Annotated in this window: 15 protein-coding genes and 2 pseudogenes; 9 read left to right on the forward strand and 8 right to left on the reverse strand. The window is 62.9% G+C overall.

All coding sequences use genetic code 11. The features are described 5' to 3' along the window. Positions 1-128 precede the first annotated feature (128 nt). Positions 129-800 (forward strand): TetR/AcrR family transcriptional regulator, encoded by a 672-nt coding sequence (locus P1U75_RS13730; protein ID WP_300244406.1) that lies wholly within the window; start codon positions 129-131, stop codon positions 798-800. Here the strand turns inward: P1U75_RS13730 and P1U75_RS13735 are convergent, their stop codons facing one another. From P1U75_RS13735 to P1U75_RS13760, 6 genes are all read right to left on the reverse strand, one after another. Continuing rightward, the gene (locus tag P1U75_RS13735) at positions 801-2,468 is read right to left on the reverse strand and encodes an amidohydrolase (RefSeq protein WP_300244409.1); all 1,668 of its coding nucleotides are present in this window, start codon (positions 2,466-2,468) and stop codon (positions 801-803) included. A gap of 63 nt (positions 2,469-2,531) precedes the next feature. Next, positions 2,532-3,557 carry an extracellular solute-binding protein gene (locus P1U75_RS13740; RefSeq protein WP_300244412.1) on the reverse strand — a complete coding sequence of 342 codons (1,026 nt, stop codon included), beginning with the start codon at positions 3,555-3,557 and terminating at the stop codon, positions 2,532-2,534. Between the two features lie 65 nt (positions 3,558-3,622). Next, positions 3,623-4,423 (reverse strand): ABC transporter permease, encoded by an 801-nt coding sequence (locus P1U75_RS13745; protein WP_300244414.1) that lies wholly within the window; start codon positions 4,421-4,423, stop codon positions 3,623-3,625. After that, a complete protein-coding gene (locus P1U75_RS13750; RefSeq protein WP_300244416.1) occupies positions 4,416-5,327 on the reverse strand; it encodes an ABC transporter permease in 912 nt (303 codons plus the stop codon). The genes P1U75_RS13745 and P1U75_RS13750 overlap by 8 nt, the downstream gene beginning before the upstream one ends. A gap of 4 nt (positions 5,328-5,331) precedes the next feature. Then, positions 5,332-6,408 (reverse strand): ABC transporter ATP-binding protein, encoded by a 1,077-nt coding sequence (locus P1U75_RS13755; RefSeq protein ID WP_300244418.1) that lies wholly within the window; start codon positions 6,406-6,408, stop codon positions 5,332-5,334. A 525-nt stretch (positions 6,409-6,933) separates the two neighbouring features. After that, the gene (locus P1U75_RS13760) at positions 6,934-8,106 is read right to left on the reverse strand and encodes a hypothetical protein (protein ID WP_300244420.1); all 1,173 of its coding nucleotides are present in this window, start codon (positions 8,104-8,106) and stop codon (positions 6,934-6,936) included. A gap of 101 nt (positions 8,107-8,207) precedes the next feature. Here P1U75_RS13760 and P1U75_RS13765 point away from each other — a divergent pair, with 101 nt between their 5' ends. Both P1U75_RS13765 and P1U75_RS13770 read left to right on the forward strand, forming a co-directional pair. Continuing rightward, a complete protein-coding gene (locus tag P1U75_RS13765; protein WP_300244422.1) occupies positions 8,208-8,966 on the forward strand; it encodes an alpha/beta hydrolase in 759 nt (252 codons plus the stop codon). After that, positions 8,963-10,543: a Mur ligase family protein gene (locus P1U75_RS13770; protein ID WP_300244424.1), complete on the forward strand. Its 1,581-nt coding sequence runs from the start codon at positions 8,963-8,965 to the stop codon at positions 10,541-10,543. Before P1U75_RS13765 ends, P1U75_RS13770 begins: the two co-directional genes overlap by 4 nt. Positions 10,544-10,693: 150 nt before the next feature. Here P1U75_RS13770 and P1U75_RS13775 read toward each other — a convergent pair. Beyond that, positions 10,694-10,843: pseudogene (locus tag P1U75_RS13775) on the reverse strand (transposase); the annotation flags it as partial. A gap of 219 nt (positions 10,844-11,062) precedes the next feature. On the opposite strand from P1U75_RS13775, the gene P1U75_RS13780 reads away from it, so the two are divergent. Further along, complete coding sequence (locus P1U75_RS13780) at positions 11,063-13,117, forward strand: DEAD/DEAH box helicase (RefSeq protein ID WP_300244426.1); 2,055 nt, start codon at positions 11,063-11,065, stop codon at positions 13,115-13,117. A 138-nt stretch (positions 13,118-13,255) separates the two neighbouring features. Here the strand turns inward: P1U75_RS13780 and P1U75_RS13785 are convergent. Continuing rightward, positions 13,256-13,477 (reverse strand): annotated as a pseudogene (locus P1U75_RS13785) (transposase); the annotation flags it as partial. A gap of 435 nt (positions 13,478-13,912) precedes the next feature. Here P1U75_RS13785 and P1U75_RS13790 point away from each other — a divergent pair. The 5 genes from P1U75_RS13790 to P1U75_RS13810 are packed head-to-tail and all read left to right on the forward strand — an operon-like array spanning position 13,913 to position 18,163. Continuing rightward, positions 13,913-14,089: a hypothetical protein gene (locus P1U75_RS13790; protein WP_300244428.1), complete on the forward strand. Its 177-nt coding sequence runs from the start codon at positions 13,913-13,915 to the stop codon at positions 14,087-14,089. Between the two features lie 27 nt (positions 14,090-14,116). Beyond that, positions 14,117-14,671 (forward strand): hypothetical protein, encoded by a 555-nt coding sequence (locus tag P1U75_RS13795; protein ID WP_300244430.1) that lies wholly within the window; start codon positions 14,117-14,119, stop codon positions 14,669-14,671. Positions 14,672-14,687: 16 nt separating this feature from the next. Then, on the forward strand, positions 14,688-16,418 hold the full coding sequence (locus tag P1U75_RS13800; protein ID WP_300244432.1) for a cbb3-type cytochrome c oxidase subunit I: 1,731 nt from the start codon (positions 14,688-14,690) through the stop codon (positions 16,416-16,418). 18 nt (positions 16,419-16,436) lie between these two features. Continuing rightward, positions 16,437-17,318: a heme o synthase gene (gene cyoE, locus P1U75_RS13805; protein ID WP_300244435.1), complete on the forward strand. Its 882-nt coding sequence runs from the start codon at positions 16,437-16,439 to the stop codon at positions 17,316-17,318. Further along, positions 17,306-18,163: an SCO family protein gene (locus P1U75_RS13810; RefSeq protein ID WP_300244437.1), complete on the forward strand. Its 858-nt coding sequence runs from the start codon at positions 17,306-17,308 to the stop codon at positions 18,161-18,163. Before cyoE ends, P1U75_RS13810 begins: the two co-directional genes overlap by 13 nt. Positions 18,164-18,169: the final 6 nt, after the last annotated feature.

Genomic DNA, 18,169 nt, shown 5'->3' on the forward strand with positions numbered 1-18,169 from the left:
AGAGCCGTGCAAGACAGCACCGGCAGCGCCGGGTTCGGCGCCATCATCAGGCCGGCATCCTTGACGCCACCGTGGCCCAGGGCCTAGGTAGGGCGGACCCCTCTCAGCAACACCTGCCCCCCGGCGCCATGTTTGAAGCACGCGAGAAAAAACTTGGGCTGCGCGCCCAGAAACACCTCCGGCGCCGCGCCGGGATCCTGCGCGTGGCGCAGCAGCTTTTTTCGAGCAAGGGATATGATGACACCCGCATGTCGGAGATCGCCGAGCAGGCCGGCGTGACCACGCCCACCGTCTTCAACAATTTCGGATCCAAGGTGGAACTGCTGCTCGCGGTGATCGTCACCGCCCACGAAGCGGCCTGTGCGCGGGCCGATGAAACCCGGGCCGCCTGGCGCGGCGATGTTGCCGGCGGCGTGTGCAAGATCCTGCGCGTCTATCTTGAGAACATGGACGGCATCCTGTCAAAACAGGCCTGGCGGCTGGCCGAGGCGAGTTACATCACGATGCCGGATTCCGAATTCGTCCGGATGTTTGCCAGCATAGACGAGCGCAATGCCGCACAGCTCGAGGCCTTTCTGGCCCAGGCGTTGCCGGACCGTGTGATGCGCCCCGGAATCCCTGCCCTGCTGGCGCGGACGATCTACAGCACCTGGCTGGCCCGTTACGTCGAATTCATCCGCGACGACGAGCAAGACCCGGAGGAGTTCCAGGGATTGGTCGAGCGTGATGTGACCGGGCTGCTGGCGCTGATCCTGGATCCGGCCGCCCCGCCCGCACGGGCAGGGCAGTCCGGGGCGTGATCAGCCCCCCCAGGTGAGGTTTCCGCGGCAGAGCGTCGCGGCGGCGCGGGCCTGGTCGAGCTGGCCTGGCTCCATCGCCTCCAGATCATGCGACATGACCGCGATGTCGGCCATCATGCCGGGTTTGAGCCTGCCCTTGCGGTCTTCGTTGAATTCAACCCAGGCATTGCCGGCGGTATAGCTTTCCAGCGTTTCCATCAGGCCCTGGGCCTGGTTGCGCCAGGGTGCACCGAGATCGAGCGGGGCGACCGCCGCCTTGACGCTGGGCATCACATCGACCGGGATCACCGGCCAGTCGGTCGAGAAGATCACCCGTGCGCCGCTGTCGCGGATGTCCTTCCAGGCATAGGCAAGCGGGATCTGGTGATCGTGCAGCACCTCGCCCACGCCCTCGGGCGTAAACAGGCCGCCAAAGGGCGCGTGGCCCGGCTGGATCGAGGCCACCACACCCAGCGCCGCGAACCGCGGCAGATCGTCGGGATGCAGCACCTCGATATGTTCGACCCGGTGGCGGCTGTCGCGCAGGCCGTTGGCCTTTTGCGCCGCTTCGTAGCCGTCGAGCGTGCGGCGCACGGCCAGGTCGCCGATCGCGTGGGTGGCGATTTGCAGGCCCATGGCATCGGCCCGGACGCAAGCCGCGTTGAAATGCCCGGGCTCGAACACCGCGTCGCCGATGTGATCGCTGCCCGGATAGGGCTGCAGCATCAGCGCGGTGCCGCTTTCGACCACCCCGTCCATGAACATCTTGACCCGGTTGCACCAGACCATGTCGCTGTGAAAGCGCCGGCGCATCTCGGCGGCCTCGTCGAAACGGTCGAGGGAATCGAAGCTCTTGAAGTGGAACGGCACCTCGGTACGGCAGATCAGGCTGCCCTCGGCCTCCATCTCGGCCAGAAGTTCCAGCTGATAGATATTGCCGTCCATGTTGTGCAGCCCGGTGATGCCGTGGCTGGCGCAATGTTTCAGCCCGCGCGCGATCGCTGCCTTGTCCATCTCCCGTTCTGCCGCGGTTGCGGGCGGTTCGGGGTCACGGCCGGTGACCATCCCCAGCAGGTCGCGCCCGCCGTGACGGGTCAGCCGCAGCACCGGCGCGAACGCCGAGGCCTCCAGCAATTCTCCGCTGGCCTTGCCGTCGTCGCCCAGCACGATGGTCGCACCGGCATCGACCGGGCCGCCGTGCAGGATGCCCGCGGCCTCCAGCGCCCGCGTATTGGCCCAGATCGTGTGGTGATCGGGGGCGAACATGGCAAAGGGGCGGTCCGGCAATACCCGGTCGAGGACATGGCGGTTGGTCTTTTGCCCAGATCCCAGGATCGCGTAATCGGCCTGCACCGCGAACACCACCTTGTCGTTCGGGCATTCGGCGGCGGCGGCCCGGACCCGGGCCGTCAGCTCCGCCTCGCCCTGAACGCCATGCAGGTCGAGATAGCCCAGTTCCACCGAGCCACCGAACAGGTGAACATGGCTGTCGATGAAGCCGGGCAGCACGGTGGCGCCGCCGGCGTCGATCACGCGGGTGGCGGGCCCGGCGAGATCGCGGATCTCTTCGGTACTGCCGACCGCGGCGATCACGCCGCCGGTGACGGCCAGCGCCTCGGCGCGCGGGCGGGCATCGTCAAAGGTGATCAGGCGACCGTTGAGGATCACGGTTTCTGGGGCTTGGGGCATGGGTTTCTCCGTGGAAATCATCCGCGACCGCGCAGGATGGCGCGGCCGCGGTTTGCTGGTGTCTTACTTCTTCACTTCGGTCCAGATCTTCGAATAGATCCGCTGCACCTCGGGAGGGCAGGTCTTGGCGATATAGCCGGCACCCTGCAGCGCCTCGGGGATCACCACCTCGGGGGCGGTTGCCATGACCTCGTCCATGAAGGCCTCGGAGCCCATGATGCCGTTGGCATAGCGCGCGAAGTTCGACAGGATCGCGGCGTTCTCAGGCTCCATCATGAAGTTGAGGAACAGCTTGGCGTTCTCGACGTTCTGGGCATCGGCGAGGATCGCGGCATTGTCCATCCAGATCCCGAAGCCGGTCTGAGGATAGCCATAAGCGATGTCGGGGTTCTGCAGCCGCGCCCGGAACGAGGCCCCGTTCCAGTTCACCCCTGCGGCCAGATCGCCCTTGGCGTATTGCTCGATGCTGCCGTAGGACATCGACAGCCAGTCCTTCTTGGCCTCGACCAGCTTGTCGCGCACCTTTTTGAGGACGTCCTTGTCGTCGGTGCATTGCTCGCCGCCCATGTATTGGATCGTCATGCTGAGCACGTCGATCATCTCGGGCACGACGTTGATCTTTCCCTTCAGCTCCTCGGGCGGATCCAGAACCAGCGCGGCGGTGTTGATATCGCCGCTGTAGACCGAGGTGTTCACGGTCAGCCCAACGGTGCCCCATTGCCACGGAACGGTGTACTCGCGGCCCGGATCGAAATCGACATCGACCCAGCGCGGATCGACGTTCTTGAAGTTCTCCATCTGGTTCGGCTGCGATTTCATCAGCAGCCCCTCGCCGACGAAGATCGGGATATAGGTGCCCGAGGGAACGACGATGTCGAACCCGTGGCCGCCGGCCTTGACCTTGGCCAAAGCGGTATCGTTGCTGTCGTAGTCGGTCAGGGTGACATCGACATCATACTGCTTCTCGAATTTCTCGATCAGCTCGGGGCTGGTGTAATTGCCCCAGTTGTAGATATTGAGCTGCCCCTCGGCCCAGGCCGCGCCAGAGGTGATCGCGGTCACCACCGCGGCTGTGAAGAGATGTTTCATTCTATCGTTCTCCTGTTGGGTTGGTCTTGGTGGTTATCTGGCAGCCCAAGGCGGCTGCATCCCGGTCATTTGCGGGTCCGGTTGAGAAAGAAGAAGGTGATCACCATCAGGATCGAGATCGCCAGCAGCGCGGTGGAGATCGCGTTGATCTCCGGCGTGATGACCCGGCGAATCTGGCCCAGCATGTAGGTCGGCAAGGTGTCCTGCCCGGCGGATTTCACGAATTCGGTGATCACCACGTCGTCGAGCGAGATCACGAAGGCCAGCATCGCGCCGGCCAGGATGCCGGGCCAGAGCTGCGGCAGGGTGATACGGCGGAACACCTGCACCGGCGACCCGTAGAGGTCGGCCGCCGCGCGCTCGAGGTCAAGGTCCATGCCCTGAAGCCGCGCCCGCACCGGCATATAGGCGAACGGGATGCAAAAGGCGGAGTGCGCCAGGACAAGGTAGAGCAGCCCGGTATACCCGGTGGCCTGCTTGACGGCGGCGAAGACGATCAGCAACGCCACTGCCGTGACGATTTCGGGCACCATGAGCGGCTGGTTGACCATGGCGAAGACCAGGGTCTGGCCGCGCCAGGGTTTGGTCCGGGTGGTGGCCAGCGCCGCCAGTACCGCCGCCGAGGTGGCCACCAGCGAGGACGAGCAGGCAAGGATCACGGAGCGCAGCGTCGCCTCCTGGACCTGCTCGTTTTCCCAGGCCGAGACGTACCAGCGCCAGGAGAACCCCTCCCAGATGGCGATCGAATCGCCGGCGTTGAACGAATAGGCCACCAGAAGGATGATCGGCAGGTAGAGCAGCACGAAGCACGTAAGCGCGATGGTGTTGAAGCCGGTCTGCCGGCGGACGTCGAACCCCTTAGACATCGCTTTCCCCCTCGCGCCCGATGGCGCGCACGTAGAAGACCAGCGCAACCATCACCACCGCCAGCAGCGTCAGCGACAGCGCGGCCCCCAGCGGCCAGTTGCGCAATTGTCCGAATTGCAGATCAATGAGGTTGCCGAGCATCAGCTGTTTGCCGCCGCCCAGCACACGCGGTGTCACATAGGCCCCCAGACAGGGGACGAAGACCAGAATCGAGCCGGCCACGACGCCCGGCTTGACCAGCGGAAAGATCACCCGGCGCAGCACCTGGAAGCGCGTGGCATAGAGATCGTATCCGGCCTCGACCAGGTTGAAATCCAGCCGCTCCATCGAGGCATAGACCGGCAGGATCATCAGCGGCAGGTAGACATAGGTCATGCCGACGAGGAGCGAGAACTCCGTATAGAGCATCTGGACCGGCTCATCGACGATTCCGAGCCCGAGAAGGATCATGTTGATGGTGCCGTGATTGCGGATCAACTGCATGATCGCGAAGGTGCGGATCAGCAGGTTGGTCCAGAACGGGATCATGATCAGCAACATCCACATGTCGCGTTTGTGCGCCGGACGCGTGGCGATGAAATAGGCGGTCGGAAAGCCGACGAGGAAAGACAGGATCACGGTCAGCAGCGACAGCTTCACCGAGCGCCAGAGCACCGTCAGATGCGCATCGGCGAGCTTCAGCTCTTCGGTGAAGAAATCGCGTTCGGCGACCACGTTGAACCAGGAGGTCCAGGAAAACTGCCATTCGACCCCGCCATAATCGCCGGGGGTGAGGAAGGAATAGATCACCACAATCAGCAGCGGGCCCATGGCGGCGAGGGTCAGGATGACCAGCGCGGGAGTGAGAAGCAGCCAGCGGTCGCGTGTTTCCCGGCGGCTGCGTATCGTGGAGAGATCGGTCATCGGCTCAATCCTTCAGAACCTGGCCGATGCCGGCGGCGAAATCGATGCCAACCCGCGCGCCGACCTCTCGCGGCTGCATGTGGCCGGGCTGGTTCTGCACGCGCACGACGAACCGGCCGCCGCAATCGAGATCGACATGGTAATGGGTGTCGGTGCCAAAATAGACCACCTCTTGCAGGGTGCCGGGCAAAAGCGCGCCCCCGGCTCCGGTGATGGCGGCATGTTCGGGCCGCACCGCCACGGTGACCTGCCCCCCGGCCCCCGGTCCCCCCGGCGCGGCGCGGGCGGTCGTCTCGGCCCCCGAACCGAGGCGGATGCGGGCCGCCTCGCCGGTGGTATCGAGCAGTTCGGCCTGCAGGAAATTGGTGTCGCCGATGAAATCGGCCACGAAACGTTCCGCCGGATGGTCGTAGATGTCGCGCGGGCCGCCGATCTGGCGAATGGTGCCCAGGTTCATCACCGCGATCCGGTCCGACATGGTCAGGGCCTCTTCCTGATCATGGGTGACGAAGACGAAGGTGATACCGGTTTCGTGCTGCAACCGCTTGAGTTCGAGCTGCATTTCCTTGCGCAGCTTGAAATCCAGCGCCGAAAGCGGCTCGTCCAGCAGCAGCACCTTTGGCCGCGGGGCAAGCGCGCGGGCCAGCGCGACCCGCTGCTGCTGCCCGCCCGAGATCTGGGCTGTCTTCCGGTCGGCCATCGGCGCCATCTGGACCAGGTCCAGCATCTCGTCGACGGTCGCCTTGATCTGTGCCTTTGGCTTTTTCAGCATTTCCAGGCCAAAGGCGATGTTCTCGGCCACGGTCATGTGCGGAAACAGAGCATAGGACTGGAACACCGTGTTCACCGGGCGCTGGTAGGGCGGCCGGGACAACAGATCCTCACCGTCCAGGGCCAGCTTTCCCCGGGTCGGATCGAGAAACCCCGCGATCGTGCGCAGCAGCGTGGTCTTGCCGCAGCCAGAGGGGCCGAGCAGCGTGAAGAACTCGTTGGACTGGATCGTTATCGAAACATCGTCCAAAGCCGTAAACGCGCTGGCCCCCTCCCCGAAGGTCTTTGTTATGCCCTCAATCTCGATCATTCATGCGTTCCCTTCCGATCCTTTTCCGGGCTGCGGTCGAGCCTGCCGCCGGGCAACACCCCACGCCGCCGCGCCCTGACCACGTGTTCACCGCCGGCCCTTGTTACGGCGGCGATGCATGGCCCGTGACAGGAAGTGTGCAATTTGATCAAATCCTCCGTCAACCGTTTTATTCGATAAAATGATTTTCGTGAAGCAGACTCGCGCACGAACCGGCAACCCGCCCGGAAAATGCGGCCTGCGGAGGCAGAACCCGCTTGGCGCGGTGATGGAGGGGGCTTTGATGAAGACGACAGGTTTCACAGACGCCCGGATCGCGGGCATCTTGCGGCGAAGCGCCGGGCTCGTACCTTGTCAGGCAGGTCTCGCAGGGCCCTCCGGTGGTTGGCGGCGAAGACGGCGCGGCCTACCCGGCATCCAAGCCCCGGAGTAACAGTGTTCGTTGGTGCCTTCGGAATGCGTTAACCGACCATAGCCTTTTCTCGCTCCATCCGGTTCTCGACCTCCCCCAAGGGCAGGGTTCACTTAGCGCGGTAACAGGTAAGCCGCTTGTGGAACGGGGTCGTCAAACTCCTTGACCGTGTCCACCAGGGCCTCATCCACCAGATGAGAGATGAGATCCGGAAACAGGACCTGCGGGTCTGCTGCTTCCCACAGGAAGAAGCCGTAGGAGCCGGGGATCGGGTTGATCTCGTTGAACCACAGCTCTCCGGACCGCTTGTCATGCATGAAATCCATCCTGGGCGCCCCGCGCTGCCCGAGGATGGAAAACGCCTTGGCGGCATAGTCGTAGAGGCGCGCTTGCAGATCCGGGTCGAGGTCGGGATTGATATCGCGCGTCAGCGACAGCATGCCCTGGGAGGGTGCGACCGCCGCGCCCAGCTTGCCCTCTCCGCCGGCCTTGGAACTGCCCTCGCGCGCCAGGTATTTTTCCCGGAAATCAAGAAGCTCTGCGGATGACTTCGGGCGTTCGATCGCTGAGAAACGGATCTCCCCGTCGCGGTACATGACCGCGATGTTCAGCTCTTCGAGGTTCTGCACCTGCGGCTCGACCAGGGCGAAAGTGTCTTCTCGCAATGCCCCCTGCAGGTTGGCCAGCAGCGTCGCGCGGTCCTTTGCCAGGCCGACACCGATGCTGGAACCCAGATTGGCCGGCTTGACGACCAGGGGATAGGACAGCCGGTCCTCGATCCTTTCACAAACCGCCTGCGCATTTGACAGGTCGTTGGCATGAACCACCACGTGGGGCAGCACGTTCACCCTGGCGGATGCGACCAGCGACTTGGTGGCGTCCTTGCGCATGGCGATCGCGGAATTCGTCGCCGAGAACCCCGTCGTCGGAATCCCCGCGATTTCGAGCATCCCCTGAAGGCGACCATCCTCACCAAAGGGGCCGTGAAAGACCGGCAGGGCGCAATCGATGCCGCACCGCCAGCGGTTGTCGGGGGCCTTCAGGCATGGACCCTGATCGTCCCAGACGAAGAGCACCTCGCGCAGGCCCGGCGGGGTCGGCTTGTAGCGTTCCAGTTGGCGCAGCGCGGGGCCGTGAAAGAAGCGGCCTTCAAAGCTCATGTACACCGGAACGATGTTCATCCGCCGGATGTCTGCCGCGTCCATCAACTGTTGGGCGCTGATGACACTGACGTCGTGTTCCTGGCTTGGCCCCCCGAAGATGACGGCGATGTTCAGCTTTTCCACGGGCACTGGCTTCCTTAGAACTGGTCGGCGTGATTCATATACATTATGGGGATTCAGAGCACTATATCAGGTATCAATAAAAAACTGTCCGAACGGTCGCCATGTCATCGATGAACTATGAGATATTGGGAGCAAAGGAAGGGTTCCCGGTTGTGTTCGGTCACGGCTGGGGGCGCGACCACAGGGACTTCATCCCGGTCGCAGAGCTTCTCGGCGACCGCGCCAGGATCATCGCGCTGGATTTCCCGGGCTTCGGCAAAAGCGCTCGCCCCGAGGCCGCCTGGGATACGCAGGACTACGCCGTGGCCACCCGGGCCCTGCTCGAAAACGAGCTGGGCGTGACCCGTTTCATCTGGGTCGGGCACAGCTTTGGCGGCCGTGTCGGGCTGCGGCTGGCCCAGATGCCCGACAGCCCGGTTGCCCATCTGTTCATCGTCGCAGGGGCCGGCGTGCCGCGACAGGTGCCCTTGGCGAAACGACTGCGCGGGAAATGGCGCGGCTGGCGTTTCAAGAGGCAAAAGGCCGCCGCGGGACGCGAGGAAGATATCATCGCGCTGGAGAAAAAATTTGGCAGCGCGGATTACGTCGAAAGCCGGAACAGCGGGTTACGGGACATATTCATCAAGACGGTCCAGGAGGATCAATCCGATCTGCTGGGGACAATTCGCTGTCCGACCACGCTCGTCTATGGCGAACGCGACACGGAAACCCCGCCGGAGATCGGGCAGAGCCTGCATCGCCTGATCCCGCAATCGACCTATCTCGAATGCCCTGAGTTCGACCACCACTCGATCCTGTCACGTGGGCGCCACCAATTGACCTTGATGCTGCGCGAAGCCCTGCAGGAGTTGGGCGCATGATGATCCTCGCTCAACTGTGCCTGATCGGCGGCCTGCTGTTCCTGCTCGTTCAACGCGACAGGACGCTGCTCACCTATTTCCAGCAGGAAGAATACGACGGAACCCGCTTTCTCGGTGCCTGGAAGAACGTTCGCCTTTACGACGTAAAGGCCACCCTGGCGACAGTGATCGCCGTTACGACGGGCGCGCTGGTGGGCGACGGCTGGCCGGTCACGCTGTTGCTGGCCGGTGCCTATGCGGCCCTGGCCTATTTCGAGCGGGCGCATCGCTACAAGAAGGCTCTGGTGATGACAGAGCGCGCATCGCGGATCTTTCGCCTGACGCTCGGCGCGGTTGGCCTGCTGTCGATCCTTGTTCTGCTGCATCCGCTGTGGGCTGTCGTCGTCCTGCAGGCCGCGCCGCTTGTCATGATCGGCGTCAACCGGCTGTTGCAGCCGTTCCAACAGCGTATCAATGCGCGTTTCGAGGCCCAGGCCCGCGAAAAGCTGGAGCGGCTGAACCCGGTGCGGATTGGCATAACCGGCTCCTTCGGCAAGACGACCGTGAAACACATGCTCGCCGAGATCCTCGCGGCCTCCGGTCCCGTCTATTTCAGCCGCGGCTCGATCAACACGATCCTGGGTCATACCCGGCACATCCGGCAAAGGCTGCAATGGTCGCACCGGTACTTCGTCGCCGAGATGGGGGCCTATGGCATCGGCTCCATCAAGCGCCTCTGCGACTTCGTGCATCCCCGCTACGGGATCGTGACAGCGGTCGGGGATGCGCATATGGAACGGTTCGGAAGCATCGAGGCCGTCGCGCAGGCGAAATCGGAGCTTGCCTCCGAGGTCTGCGGCGCGGGTGGCACGATCGTTCTGAATGCCGAGCTTCTCAAACATGCGCCGTTCCAGCGCGTCCGTGATCAATTCGGCAAGCAGGTGATAACCGTCGGCTTCGAGGATGCGGATGTAACGATAGAGCACCAAGAGCTCGAGGGTGGTTCATGGTTCATCACGCTGCACTCCGAAATGCCGCAGCTTGACGGCATCGCCTATGAGCTGCCCCTTCTGGGGGATCACAATGTCATGAACTCGGCGCTGGCGGTTGTTCTTGCGGTTGTCATCGATCCCGGGATCACCGACCAGATCCCGTTCTTCACGCGCGCCATTTCCCAGGTGCCGCATCGCCTGCAGAAGGTTGGCGCCCCGGGCGCCGCGCTGGTTCTCGACGATGCGTACAACTCCAACGAACTGGGGTTCCTCTCGGCTGTTTCGGCGATGAGCAAACTCGCCGATCAACGCGGCGGGCGTCGCATCCTCGTCACGCCGGGCATCGCGGAACTCGGTCTCGAGCATGATCGCGTCCATGATCGGCTCGGGGTCTTCTGCGCGAAGAACTGCGACCAGATCTATGTTGTGAACCCGGACAGGATCAGGAGTTTTGTCAACGCCGCACGCGCGTCGAAGGCTGAAATCATCGAAGTTGCAACATTTGCGGATGCAAGAGCCGAGATTGCCAAGGACCTGCATGAAAAGGATGTCGTCCTTTACGAGAACGATTTGCCCGATCTGCTGGAAGAAAGACGGCTGCTTTGAAACTGGCTCCTCGTTTGGAAGATCCGACAGACCTGAAAGGCCTTGCGCCCCTGGTCCGACCCCGAACCTTCTTCTACCGCCCTTGGCGAGAGTTTTCCGGCTTCGATCAGGGTGACAGGCTGGTGATCCCCCCGATTTTGTCAGCGTGATCGGGACTTTGTTGCCTATCGCGCTGTGTGGCCGTTCCTCATTGTAGTATCTACGCCAAGTCTCCAACTTTTCGGCCGCATCTGCAAGCGTCAGGAACCAGTGGGCGTTCAGACATTCAGCCCTGAACCTGCCATTGAAGGCCGCGATGAAGCAAATCGATGATAGGCCCCGACCGCATATGCGACGCTTTCGCCAGGAAATCGGGCCCTCCTCAGGCGCGGCCGTGAGGATGCCATTCTCCTGCCGGTCGCTGAGCCCGGTCAGAACGCCCAAACAACTTGGCAACCCTTGTCATGGACAGTTTCCGGCGGATTCTGTACAGAGTTCTTTTTGCACCGCCCGTGCGGCCCGACGCCCAGGAACCCCCGAATGACCAAACCGCTTCTCGATGCGCTTGCCGCGCGTGGATACGACACGCTTACCGACGTGCAGACGGCGGTCACCGCCGCAGAACTTGTGCAGTCCGACCTGCTGGTATCGGCGCAGACCGGGTCGGGCAAGACCGTGGGCTTTGGCCTGGCCATCGCGCCGACCCTGCTGGGCGAGGCCGGCACCCTGCCCCGCCCCGCCGCGCCGCTGGCGCTGGTGGTGGCGCCCACGCGGGAGCTGGCGCTGCAGGTGCAGCGTGAACTGGCCTGGCTTTACGAAAAGACGCAGGCACAGGTCGTGTCCTGCATCGGCGGCATGGATCCGCGCAGCGAACGCCGCGCGCTGGAGCGTGGGGCGCATATCGTCGTGGGCACGCCGGGGCGACTGCGCGACCATATCGAACGCGGGGCGCTGGACCTGTCGGACCTGCGCGCCGTGGTGCTGGACGAAGCGGACGAAATGCTGGACCTGGGGTTTCGAGAGGATCTCGAATTCATGCTGGGCGCGGCGCCGTCGGATCGGCGCACCCTGATGTTTTCGGCCACCGTATCCAAGCCGATCGCGGACCTGGCGACCAATTACCAGCGCGACGCCGTCCGCATCACCACGCTGACCGGCGGCCAACAGCATACCGACATCGACTACCGCGCGATCCAGGTCGCGCAGAAGGATGTCGAACATGCGATCCTCAACCTGCTGCGGCTGCATGATGCGCAGACCGCCATCGTCTTTGCCAATACCCGTGCGGCGGTCGCGCGCCTGACTGCCCGATTGTCCAACCGTGGATTCGCGGTTGTCTCGATCTCGGGCGAGCTGAGCCAGGACGAACGCAGCCATGCGCTCCAGGCGTTGCGTGACGGGCGGGCCCGGGTCTGTGTCGCGACGGATGTGGCGGCCCGGGGGATCGACCTGCCGAACCTGGAACTCGTGGTGCATGCGGATCTGCCGACCAACACCGAAGGGTTGTTGCATCGGTCGGGGCGCACCGGGCGCGCCGGCCGCAAGGGGATCGCAGCGCTGATCGTGCCCGACAAGGCGGTGCGCAAGGCGGAGCGGCTTCTCAAATGGGCAAAGGTCGAAGCGACCTGGGGCTTTGCCCCCACCCCCGAGGAGATCCGCGAAAGGGACGAGGCCCGCCTGCTGTCCGATCCGGTCTGGACCGATCCCGCGACCGAAGCGGAAACCGCTTTTGCCACCCGCATGCAGGCGGCTTTCACCCCCGAACAGATCGCCATCGCCTGTCAGCGGCTCTATCTCGGCGGGCTTTCCGCCCCGGAAGAGGTGGGCGCGCCGCCAGCCCCCGGCGCCGAGCGCGCGCCAAGGGCCGAGTTCGGCCCCTCCGCATGGATCAGGCTGTCGGTCGGGCGGAACCGCAACGCCGAACCGCGCTGGCTGCTGCCGCTGCTCTGCCGCGCCGGGAACCTCGAGAAATCGCAGATCGGCAAGATCCGCGTGGCCGACACCGAAAGCTTCGTCGAAGTGTCCCAGCCCGCGGTCACCGGGTTCTTTGACCGGATTGGCCCCGACAACCTGCTGGAGGATGACGTGACCGCCGCCCCGGTGGACGGTGTGCCGGAGGCCGCGCAAACGCGCCCGCCCTTCGACAGGGACAAGAGCAAGGGCAAACCGCCCTTCGAGCGCGACAAACCCCTTGGAAAGGGCCCGGCAAAACCACCGCGCAAACCCAAAGCGGCGGCAAGCGATGCGCCCCGCCCTGCGCCCCGATCGGAAGACAAACCCGCGAGACCAGAGCATTCGAAACCGCCCCGGGCGGAGAAACCCGCGCAGCCTTCGCGGCCTGCGCCTGCGTCGAAACCAGCCCCGAAAGCGCCCTCCAGAACCGCGGGAACACTGGTGGTCAAGCCCGCCCGCCCTGCGGGTTCAAAGGCGGTCCGGAGCCGCCCCGGCAAAGAGGCCGGCGGCAAACCGGCCCCGAGATCCAATGCAAAATCCGATGCGAAGCCCGGATTCAAGGGCAAGGCGGGCAAACCCAGGGGCAAACCCGGGAAACCGGGCGCCAAGGGCGGGTCTCAGCCGCCACGCCGCAAGGGATGATCCCCGATGGGCCTTGATGCACAAAGGCGGCGTGAGACGTGAGGAGCCCTTTCCCCTTGGATGTCAGACGATGCGGATGATCTGAGCGGTGCCGAGGGCGTTGGCGCGGTTCATGAGGGCGGCGCGGATGTGGACTTCGGCGGTCTGCCGGAGCGGCAGCTTGAACAGGACCTTGATCGACAAGCAGAATTGGATGGCAGCATCGCAGAAGACCGGCGGGCGACCGGGGCGCCCTTCATGCGGCGCGTGCCAGGCCATCTCCTTGTCCAGCCAGATCAGCAGAGACCCGCGCTTCCTGAGTGCAGCGTTGGAGCCGGGCCAGTTTGCGGTACGGTAGCGGGCGGGTGTCGGCTTGCTCATGCCACTCGTCTAACCGCATGGATTCGTGATGTGAATCCTTCACCGGAACAGTTCTGCAACATCGCCAATGGAAAGGGGAGCGTTTGGTCATCACAGAAGACGACGAGACCGCTCTGCCCGTCTCAAGTCAGGATCTTCTGACACCACCACCGGGAGAGCCAGCGCCAGGGGCGATAAGCGATGACGACGAGGGGTGTTCGGCTTGCAAAACTTGCGCAATCCGTCCTTGATATAGATCAAAGCGCTGAAAATGTTTGTAATTAACGCTAAGTCAAGAGGCCGAATTGTTAAGACATGCTGGCAGGATTGGCGCAAGCCACCAAACTCGTCTGGTGGACGGCCAGCCAAGTCTCCTTAGCAAAGGGCCGTGTACGACAAGCCCGCTCGCATAGCGATCATGGCGTGCTTCGCCTTGGATCTCAGGGAGGCTACCAGATGGAAAAGACCGACGCAACCGAAGCAGACGTGCCGCCGCCGATTGAGCGGATCCCGGCCATGCAGCGCATTCTGGACAACCCGTTTCTGCTCTTGTTCATCGGCGTCACCATGCCGACGGTGCTCTACATCATCTGGGGTGTGATGGAAGTCGCCTCCGTTCCGATCGCGAACTGATCGCAAGGCAGCCTGAAAGGTCGCGCAATGTCCATCAATCCTCCGAGTAACCGCCTCTGGTGGAAGGAACCGATCCACGGCATCGAACTGGCCTGGATCATCATCGCCTTCCTCTGGGGGGTGTTCATGTTCTTCTTCATGATCGCTTGGCATTTCATCGGCGATCAGAACCTGTCCACGGAAACCTATCGTGTCAATCCCGACAAGTTCGTTGAACAGGTCGAGGAATTCGCGAATGAATACCAAGTGCTGGACGCATCCGGCGCGCCGATGGACATCGCGGGCACGCTGCTGGTCCGCCCGCCGGTGGGGGGTGATGTCTACATTCTGGGGCGGCTTTGGGAATGGTGGCCGGCTCTGGAGCTGAAAAAAGACCAGAGCTATCGGTTCCACCTTTCGTCGGCCGACTGGCAGCACGGATTTTCGTTGCAGCCCGTCAACATCAACATCTCAGTGCATCCGGGTTACGAACACATCTTGACGTTGACCCCAACCCAAACGGGCGATTTCGGCATCGTCTGCAACGAATTCTGCGGCATTGGCCATCATACGATGACCGGTATCATCCGCGTCGTCGAATGAGCGGGAGACCAGTGACATGACCACGATAGATCACGGAACCGTCGGTTATACCGGACCACAGGTCAGGTATCGCACCTGCCCGTTCACCGGCCGCCGCATCGAGCGCAGCGCCGAATTGCTGATCCGCGCCAACGCCGTTGCGGCTGTTGTCTTTCTTGCGGTTGGCGGCTTTTTCGGCCTGATGGTCGCCCTGACACGCTGGCCGGCGGTGCAGCTGTTGCCGGCAGAGTGGTTCTATCTGGTGTTGACCGGGCACGGCGCCAACGTGCTGCTGTTCTGGATCATCTTCTTCGAGATCGCGGTGCTCTATTTCGCCTCGGCAGTGATCCTGGGATCGCGGTTGGCGACGCCACGATTTGCCTGGCTGGCGTTCGTCCTGATGATTGCGGGGGCGGTGATGGCCAACTACGCCGTGCTGAAGGGCGACTCGACGGTGATGTTTACCTCTTATCCGCCGATGATGGCCGAGCACTGGTTCTACCTGTCGCTTATCGTCTTTGCGGTGGGCGCGCTGATCGGGGTCTTCGTGTTCTTCGGGACGCTCGTCGTGGCCAAGGACGAACAGACCTATGACGGATCGGTTCCGCTGGTCACATTCGGGGCCATTACCGCCGCGATCATCGCAGTGTTCACGCTTGCGGCGGGCGCGATCATCCTGATCCCGACCTGGCTGTGGTCGCTGGGCTTCATCTCGAGCATCGACACGCTGATGTACAAGCTGGTGTGGTGGGGCATGGGCCATTCGTCGCAACAGATCAACGTCGCGGCCCATATCTCGATCTGGTATGCAATCGCGGCGATGGTGGTCGGAGCCAAGCCACTGTCCGAAAAGGTCAGTCGCTTTGCCTTCCTGATGTATATCCTCTTTTTGCAGCTCGCATCGGCGCACCATATGCTGGCAGAGCCTGGGATGAGTTCTTCGTGGAAGATCATCAACACCAGCTACATGATGTATCTCGCCGTGATGGCCTCGATGATCCACGGGCTGACCGTGCCCGGCGCCATCGAAGCGGCGCAGCGGCGCAACGGCTTTACCCGCGGCATGTTCGAGTGGCTGACCAAGGCGCCTTGGGGCAATCCGGCGTTCTCAGGGATGTTCATGAGCCTGGTCATGTTCGGCTTCATTGGCGGCATCACCGGCGTGATCCTGGGCACCGAACAGCTTAACGTGCTGATGCACAATACCATCTACGTGCCTGGCCATTTCCACGGCACAGTGGTCGCGGGCACAACGCTGGCCTTCATGGCGATGACCTATATCGTGGTGCCACTGATCTTCCAGCGCGACATCATCTGGCCGAAACTGGCGAAATTGCAGCCCTATCTCTTCGGCATCGGCGCAGGGGGTATTTCGCTGTTCATGATGGGCGCCGGCACGCTTGGGGTTCCGCGCCGGCACTGGGACATCTCGCTGACCGATGCGGCGATTCCTTACGAATTCGCGCCCGGCGCCTACTTGATGATGGGTCTCAACGGCATGGCGGCGATCCTTGCGGCGACAGGCGGGCTGCTCTTTGTGGTGCTCATCGTCGCCTCGGTGCTGGCCGGGCCGAAACTGGACGGACCAGGGGCCAAGCTGGCCTTCCCGCTGCATGACGGGGGCGCCCAGGCGGTGTCGGAATATGGCAGCGAGCCTCACTTCAAGCTGCCCGGAACGATCATGCTGGTCAGCATCTTCTTTTTCACCTTCGTTCTCTACTATTTCGTGAACTGGAAGTATCTCTCCGACCTTTGGCTGTTCAACTAAGACAACAAGGACAGAGCCATGCTTGCTGCCCTGAACATGACCGTCTCAATTCTCAAATTGCGGATAGGTGCCTTCATTGCGCTGGCTGCGCTTGTTGGGGTGATGACGGGGGGCGGCGAGCTTGGCACAGTCAAGGCGCTGGTCTTCGCACTTGCTGTTCTTGGCGCGTCCGGAGCAGCGGGAGGGTTCAACCAATATTACGAGCGCGAGCGTGATCGCATGATGGCGCGAACCCGCAACCGGCCGTTTGCCAGCGGCGTTCTGAAGTCGGGGCCAATCTGGCCAATTACACTCCTTGTATTGTTGTCCGGGGCGCTGGTGATGGCCTGGTCGGTCGGCGGCACGCTGGCGACTGTTCTGGTTTTTCTCGGCGCGCTGACCTATGGCGTGATCTATACCGTCTTGCTGAAGACCCGCACTGTCTGGAACGTCGTGATTGGCGGCGCGGCAGGCAGTTTCGCCGTACTGGCCGGCGCGGCGGCCACGGCGCCGCATTCCGATCCGGTTATTGGCCCGATCCCGATAATCCTTGCCGCGGTGTTGTTTCTGTGGACACCACCGCATTTCTGGAGCCTTGCGGTTGTCCGCGGCGAGGATTACCGCCGCGCCGGCATTCCGATGCTGCCGGTTGTAACCGAGCACAAAGTTTGGGGCCCGGTGATCTTCAGCCATGTTGTGACTCTGGTCGCTCTGTCGCTGATGCCGTTGTGGTTCGGTTTGGGCTGGATCTACGGTGTCTTTGCGGTGGCGGGCGGAGTTCCGTTCCTCTTGTCGTCTTGGCGTCTGTTGCACGATCCGTCTCGGGGAGTTTCCATGCGAAACTTTCGCGCATCGCTCGCCCAATTCGCCCTGCTATCGGCCGGGGTCATCCTTGATGAGGGCTGGCGATGGGCGTTCTAAGGCGTTTGTCATTCCTGTTCTGCGCTGCGGTACTGACCAGCACGGCACAGGGACAAACCCTGAACCGGCCCGCCGACGCCCTGGACGCAAAGCAGGTCTACGAAGTCAGCCAGGCCGCGATCGGGCGCGAGGTCAGCGCGCATGTCTTGCGCGATCAAACCGGCGCGCCGCTGGCGCTGGCGGATCTGCGCGGTCGGCCGCTGGTGATCTCGCTGGTTTACACCAGTTGCAGTTCGATCTGCCCGGTGACCACCGAGCGTCTGCGCGACGCGGTGGCCGATGCAGGTCAGATTCTGGGAGAAGGCAGTTTCGCCGTCCTGACCTTTGGCTTCGACTCCAGCGGCGACAAACCTGCGCGACTGCGCGCCTTTTCGATCTTACACGATCTCAACACGCTGGATGACTGGTATCTGGCTAGCGCCGACCCCGAAACGACCGAGGCGCTCTTGCTTGATCTGGGCTTCAACTGGCGCGAGGCCGCCGGTAGCTTCGACCATCCCAGCCAGACCACCATCCTGGACTCCGAGGGACGGGTTTATCGCCAGATCTACGGTGAGGATTTCCCGCTGCCCGTATTCGTGACCCCGCTCAAGGAGCTCGTGCTTGGTCGTACAACGGTTTCGGTTGCGCCCACGGATTTGTGGAACAGGCTGACTTTTCTTTGCACGGTCTACAATCCGCTGACCCGCGCCTACCGCTTCGATTACGGCATCCTTTTCGGTATCTTCTTTGGTGCCGTCTCGCTTCTGCTGACAGGGTTGATCATCATTCGACTCTGGATTGAAAGACGGCGCGCGACGCGGAAAGATGTCGTTCTACGTCCGGAAGGTCAGTGGCTGAAATGATACGAT

Source organism: Antarcticimicrobium sp., from assembly GCF_029212575.1.
Classification (GTDB): domain Bacteria; phylum Pseudomonadota; class Alphaproteobacteria; order Rhodobacterales; family Rhodobacteraceae; genus Antarcticimicrobium.

Bases quoted from the DNA above. Each gene is read 5' to 3' on its own strand.
- P1U75_RS13730 (WP_300244406.1), top strand. From the start codon at position 129: ATGTTTGAAGCACGCGAGAAAAAACTTGGGCTGCGCGCCCAGAAACAC.
- P1U75_RS13735 (WP_300244409.1), bottom strand. From the start codon at position 2,468: ATGCCCCAAGCCCCAGAAACCGTGATCCTCAACGGTCGCCTGATCACC.
- P1U75_RS13740 (WP_300244412.1), bottom strand. From the start codon at position 3,557: ATGAAACATCTCTTCACAGCCGCGGTGGTGACCGCGATCACCTCTGGC.
- P1U75_RS13745 (WP_300244414.1), bottom strand. From the start codon at position 4,423: ATGTCTAAGGGGTTCGACGTCCGCCGGCAGACCGGCTTCAACACCATC.
- P1U75_RS13750 (WP_300244416.1), bottom strand. From the start codon at position 5,327: ATGACCGATCTCTCCACGATACGCAGCCGCCGGGAAACACGCGACCGC.
- P1U75_RS13755 (WP_300244418.1), bottom strand. From the start codon at position 6,408: ATGATCGAGATTGAGGGCATAACAAAGACCTTCGGGGAGGGGGCCAGC.
- P1U75_RS13765 (WP_300244422.1), top strand. From the start codon at position 8,208: ATGTCATCGATGAACTATGAGATATTGGGAGCAAAGGAAGGGTTCCCG.
- P1U75_RS13770 (WP_300244424.1), top strand. From the start codon at position 8,963: ATGATGATCCTCGCTCAACTGTGCCTGATCGGCGGCCTGCTGTTCCTG.
- P1U75_RS13780 (WP_300244426.1), top strand. From the start codon at position 11,063: ATGACCAAACCGCTTCTCGATGCGCTTGCCGCGCGTGGATACGACACG.
- P1U75_RS13790 (WP_300244428.1), top strand. From the start codon at position 13,913: ATGGAAAAGACCGACGCAACCGAAGCAGACGTGCCGCCGCCGATTGAG.
- P1U75_RS13795 (WP_300244430.1), top strand. From the start codon at position 14,117: ATGTCCATCAATCCTCCGAGTAACCGCCTCTGGTGGAAGGAACCGATC.
- P1U75_RS13800 (WP_300244432.1), top strand. From the start codon at position 14,688: ATGACCACGATAGATCACGGAACCGTCGGTTATACCGGACCACAGGTC.
- cyoE (WP_300244435.1), top strand. From the start codon at position 16,437: ATGCTTGCTGCCCTGAACATGACCGTCTCAATTCTCAAATTGCGGATA.
- P1U75_RS13810 (WP_300244437.1), top strand. From the start codon at position 17,306: ATGGGCGTTCTAAGGCGTTTGTCATTCCTGTTCTGCGCTGCGGTACTG.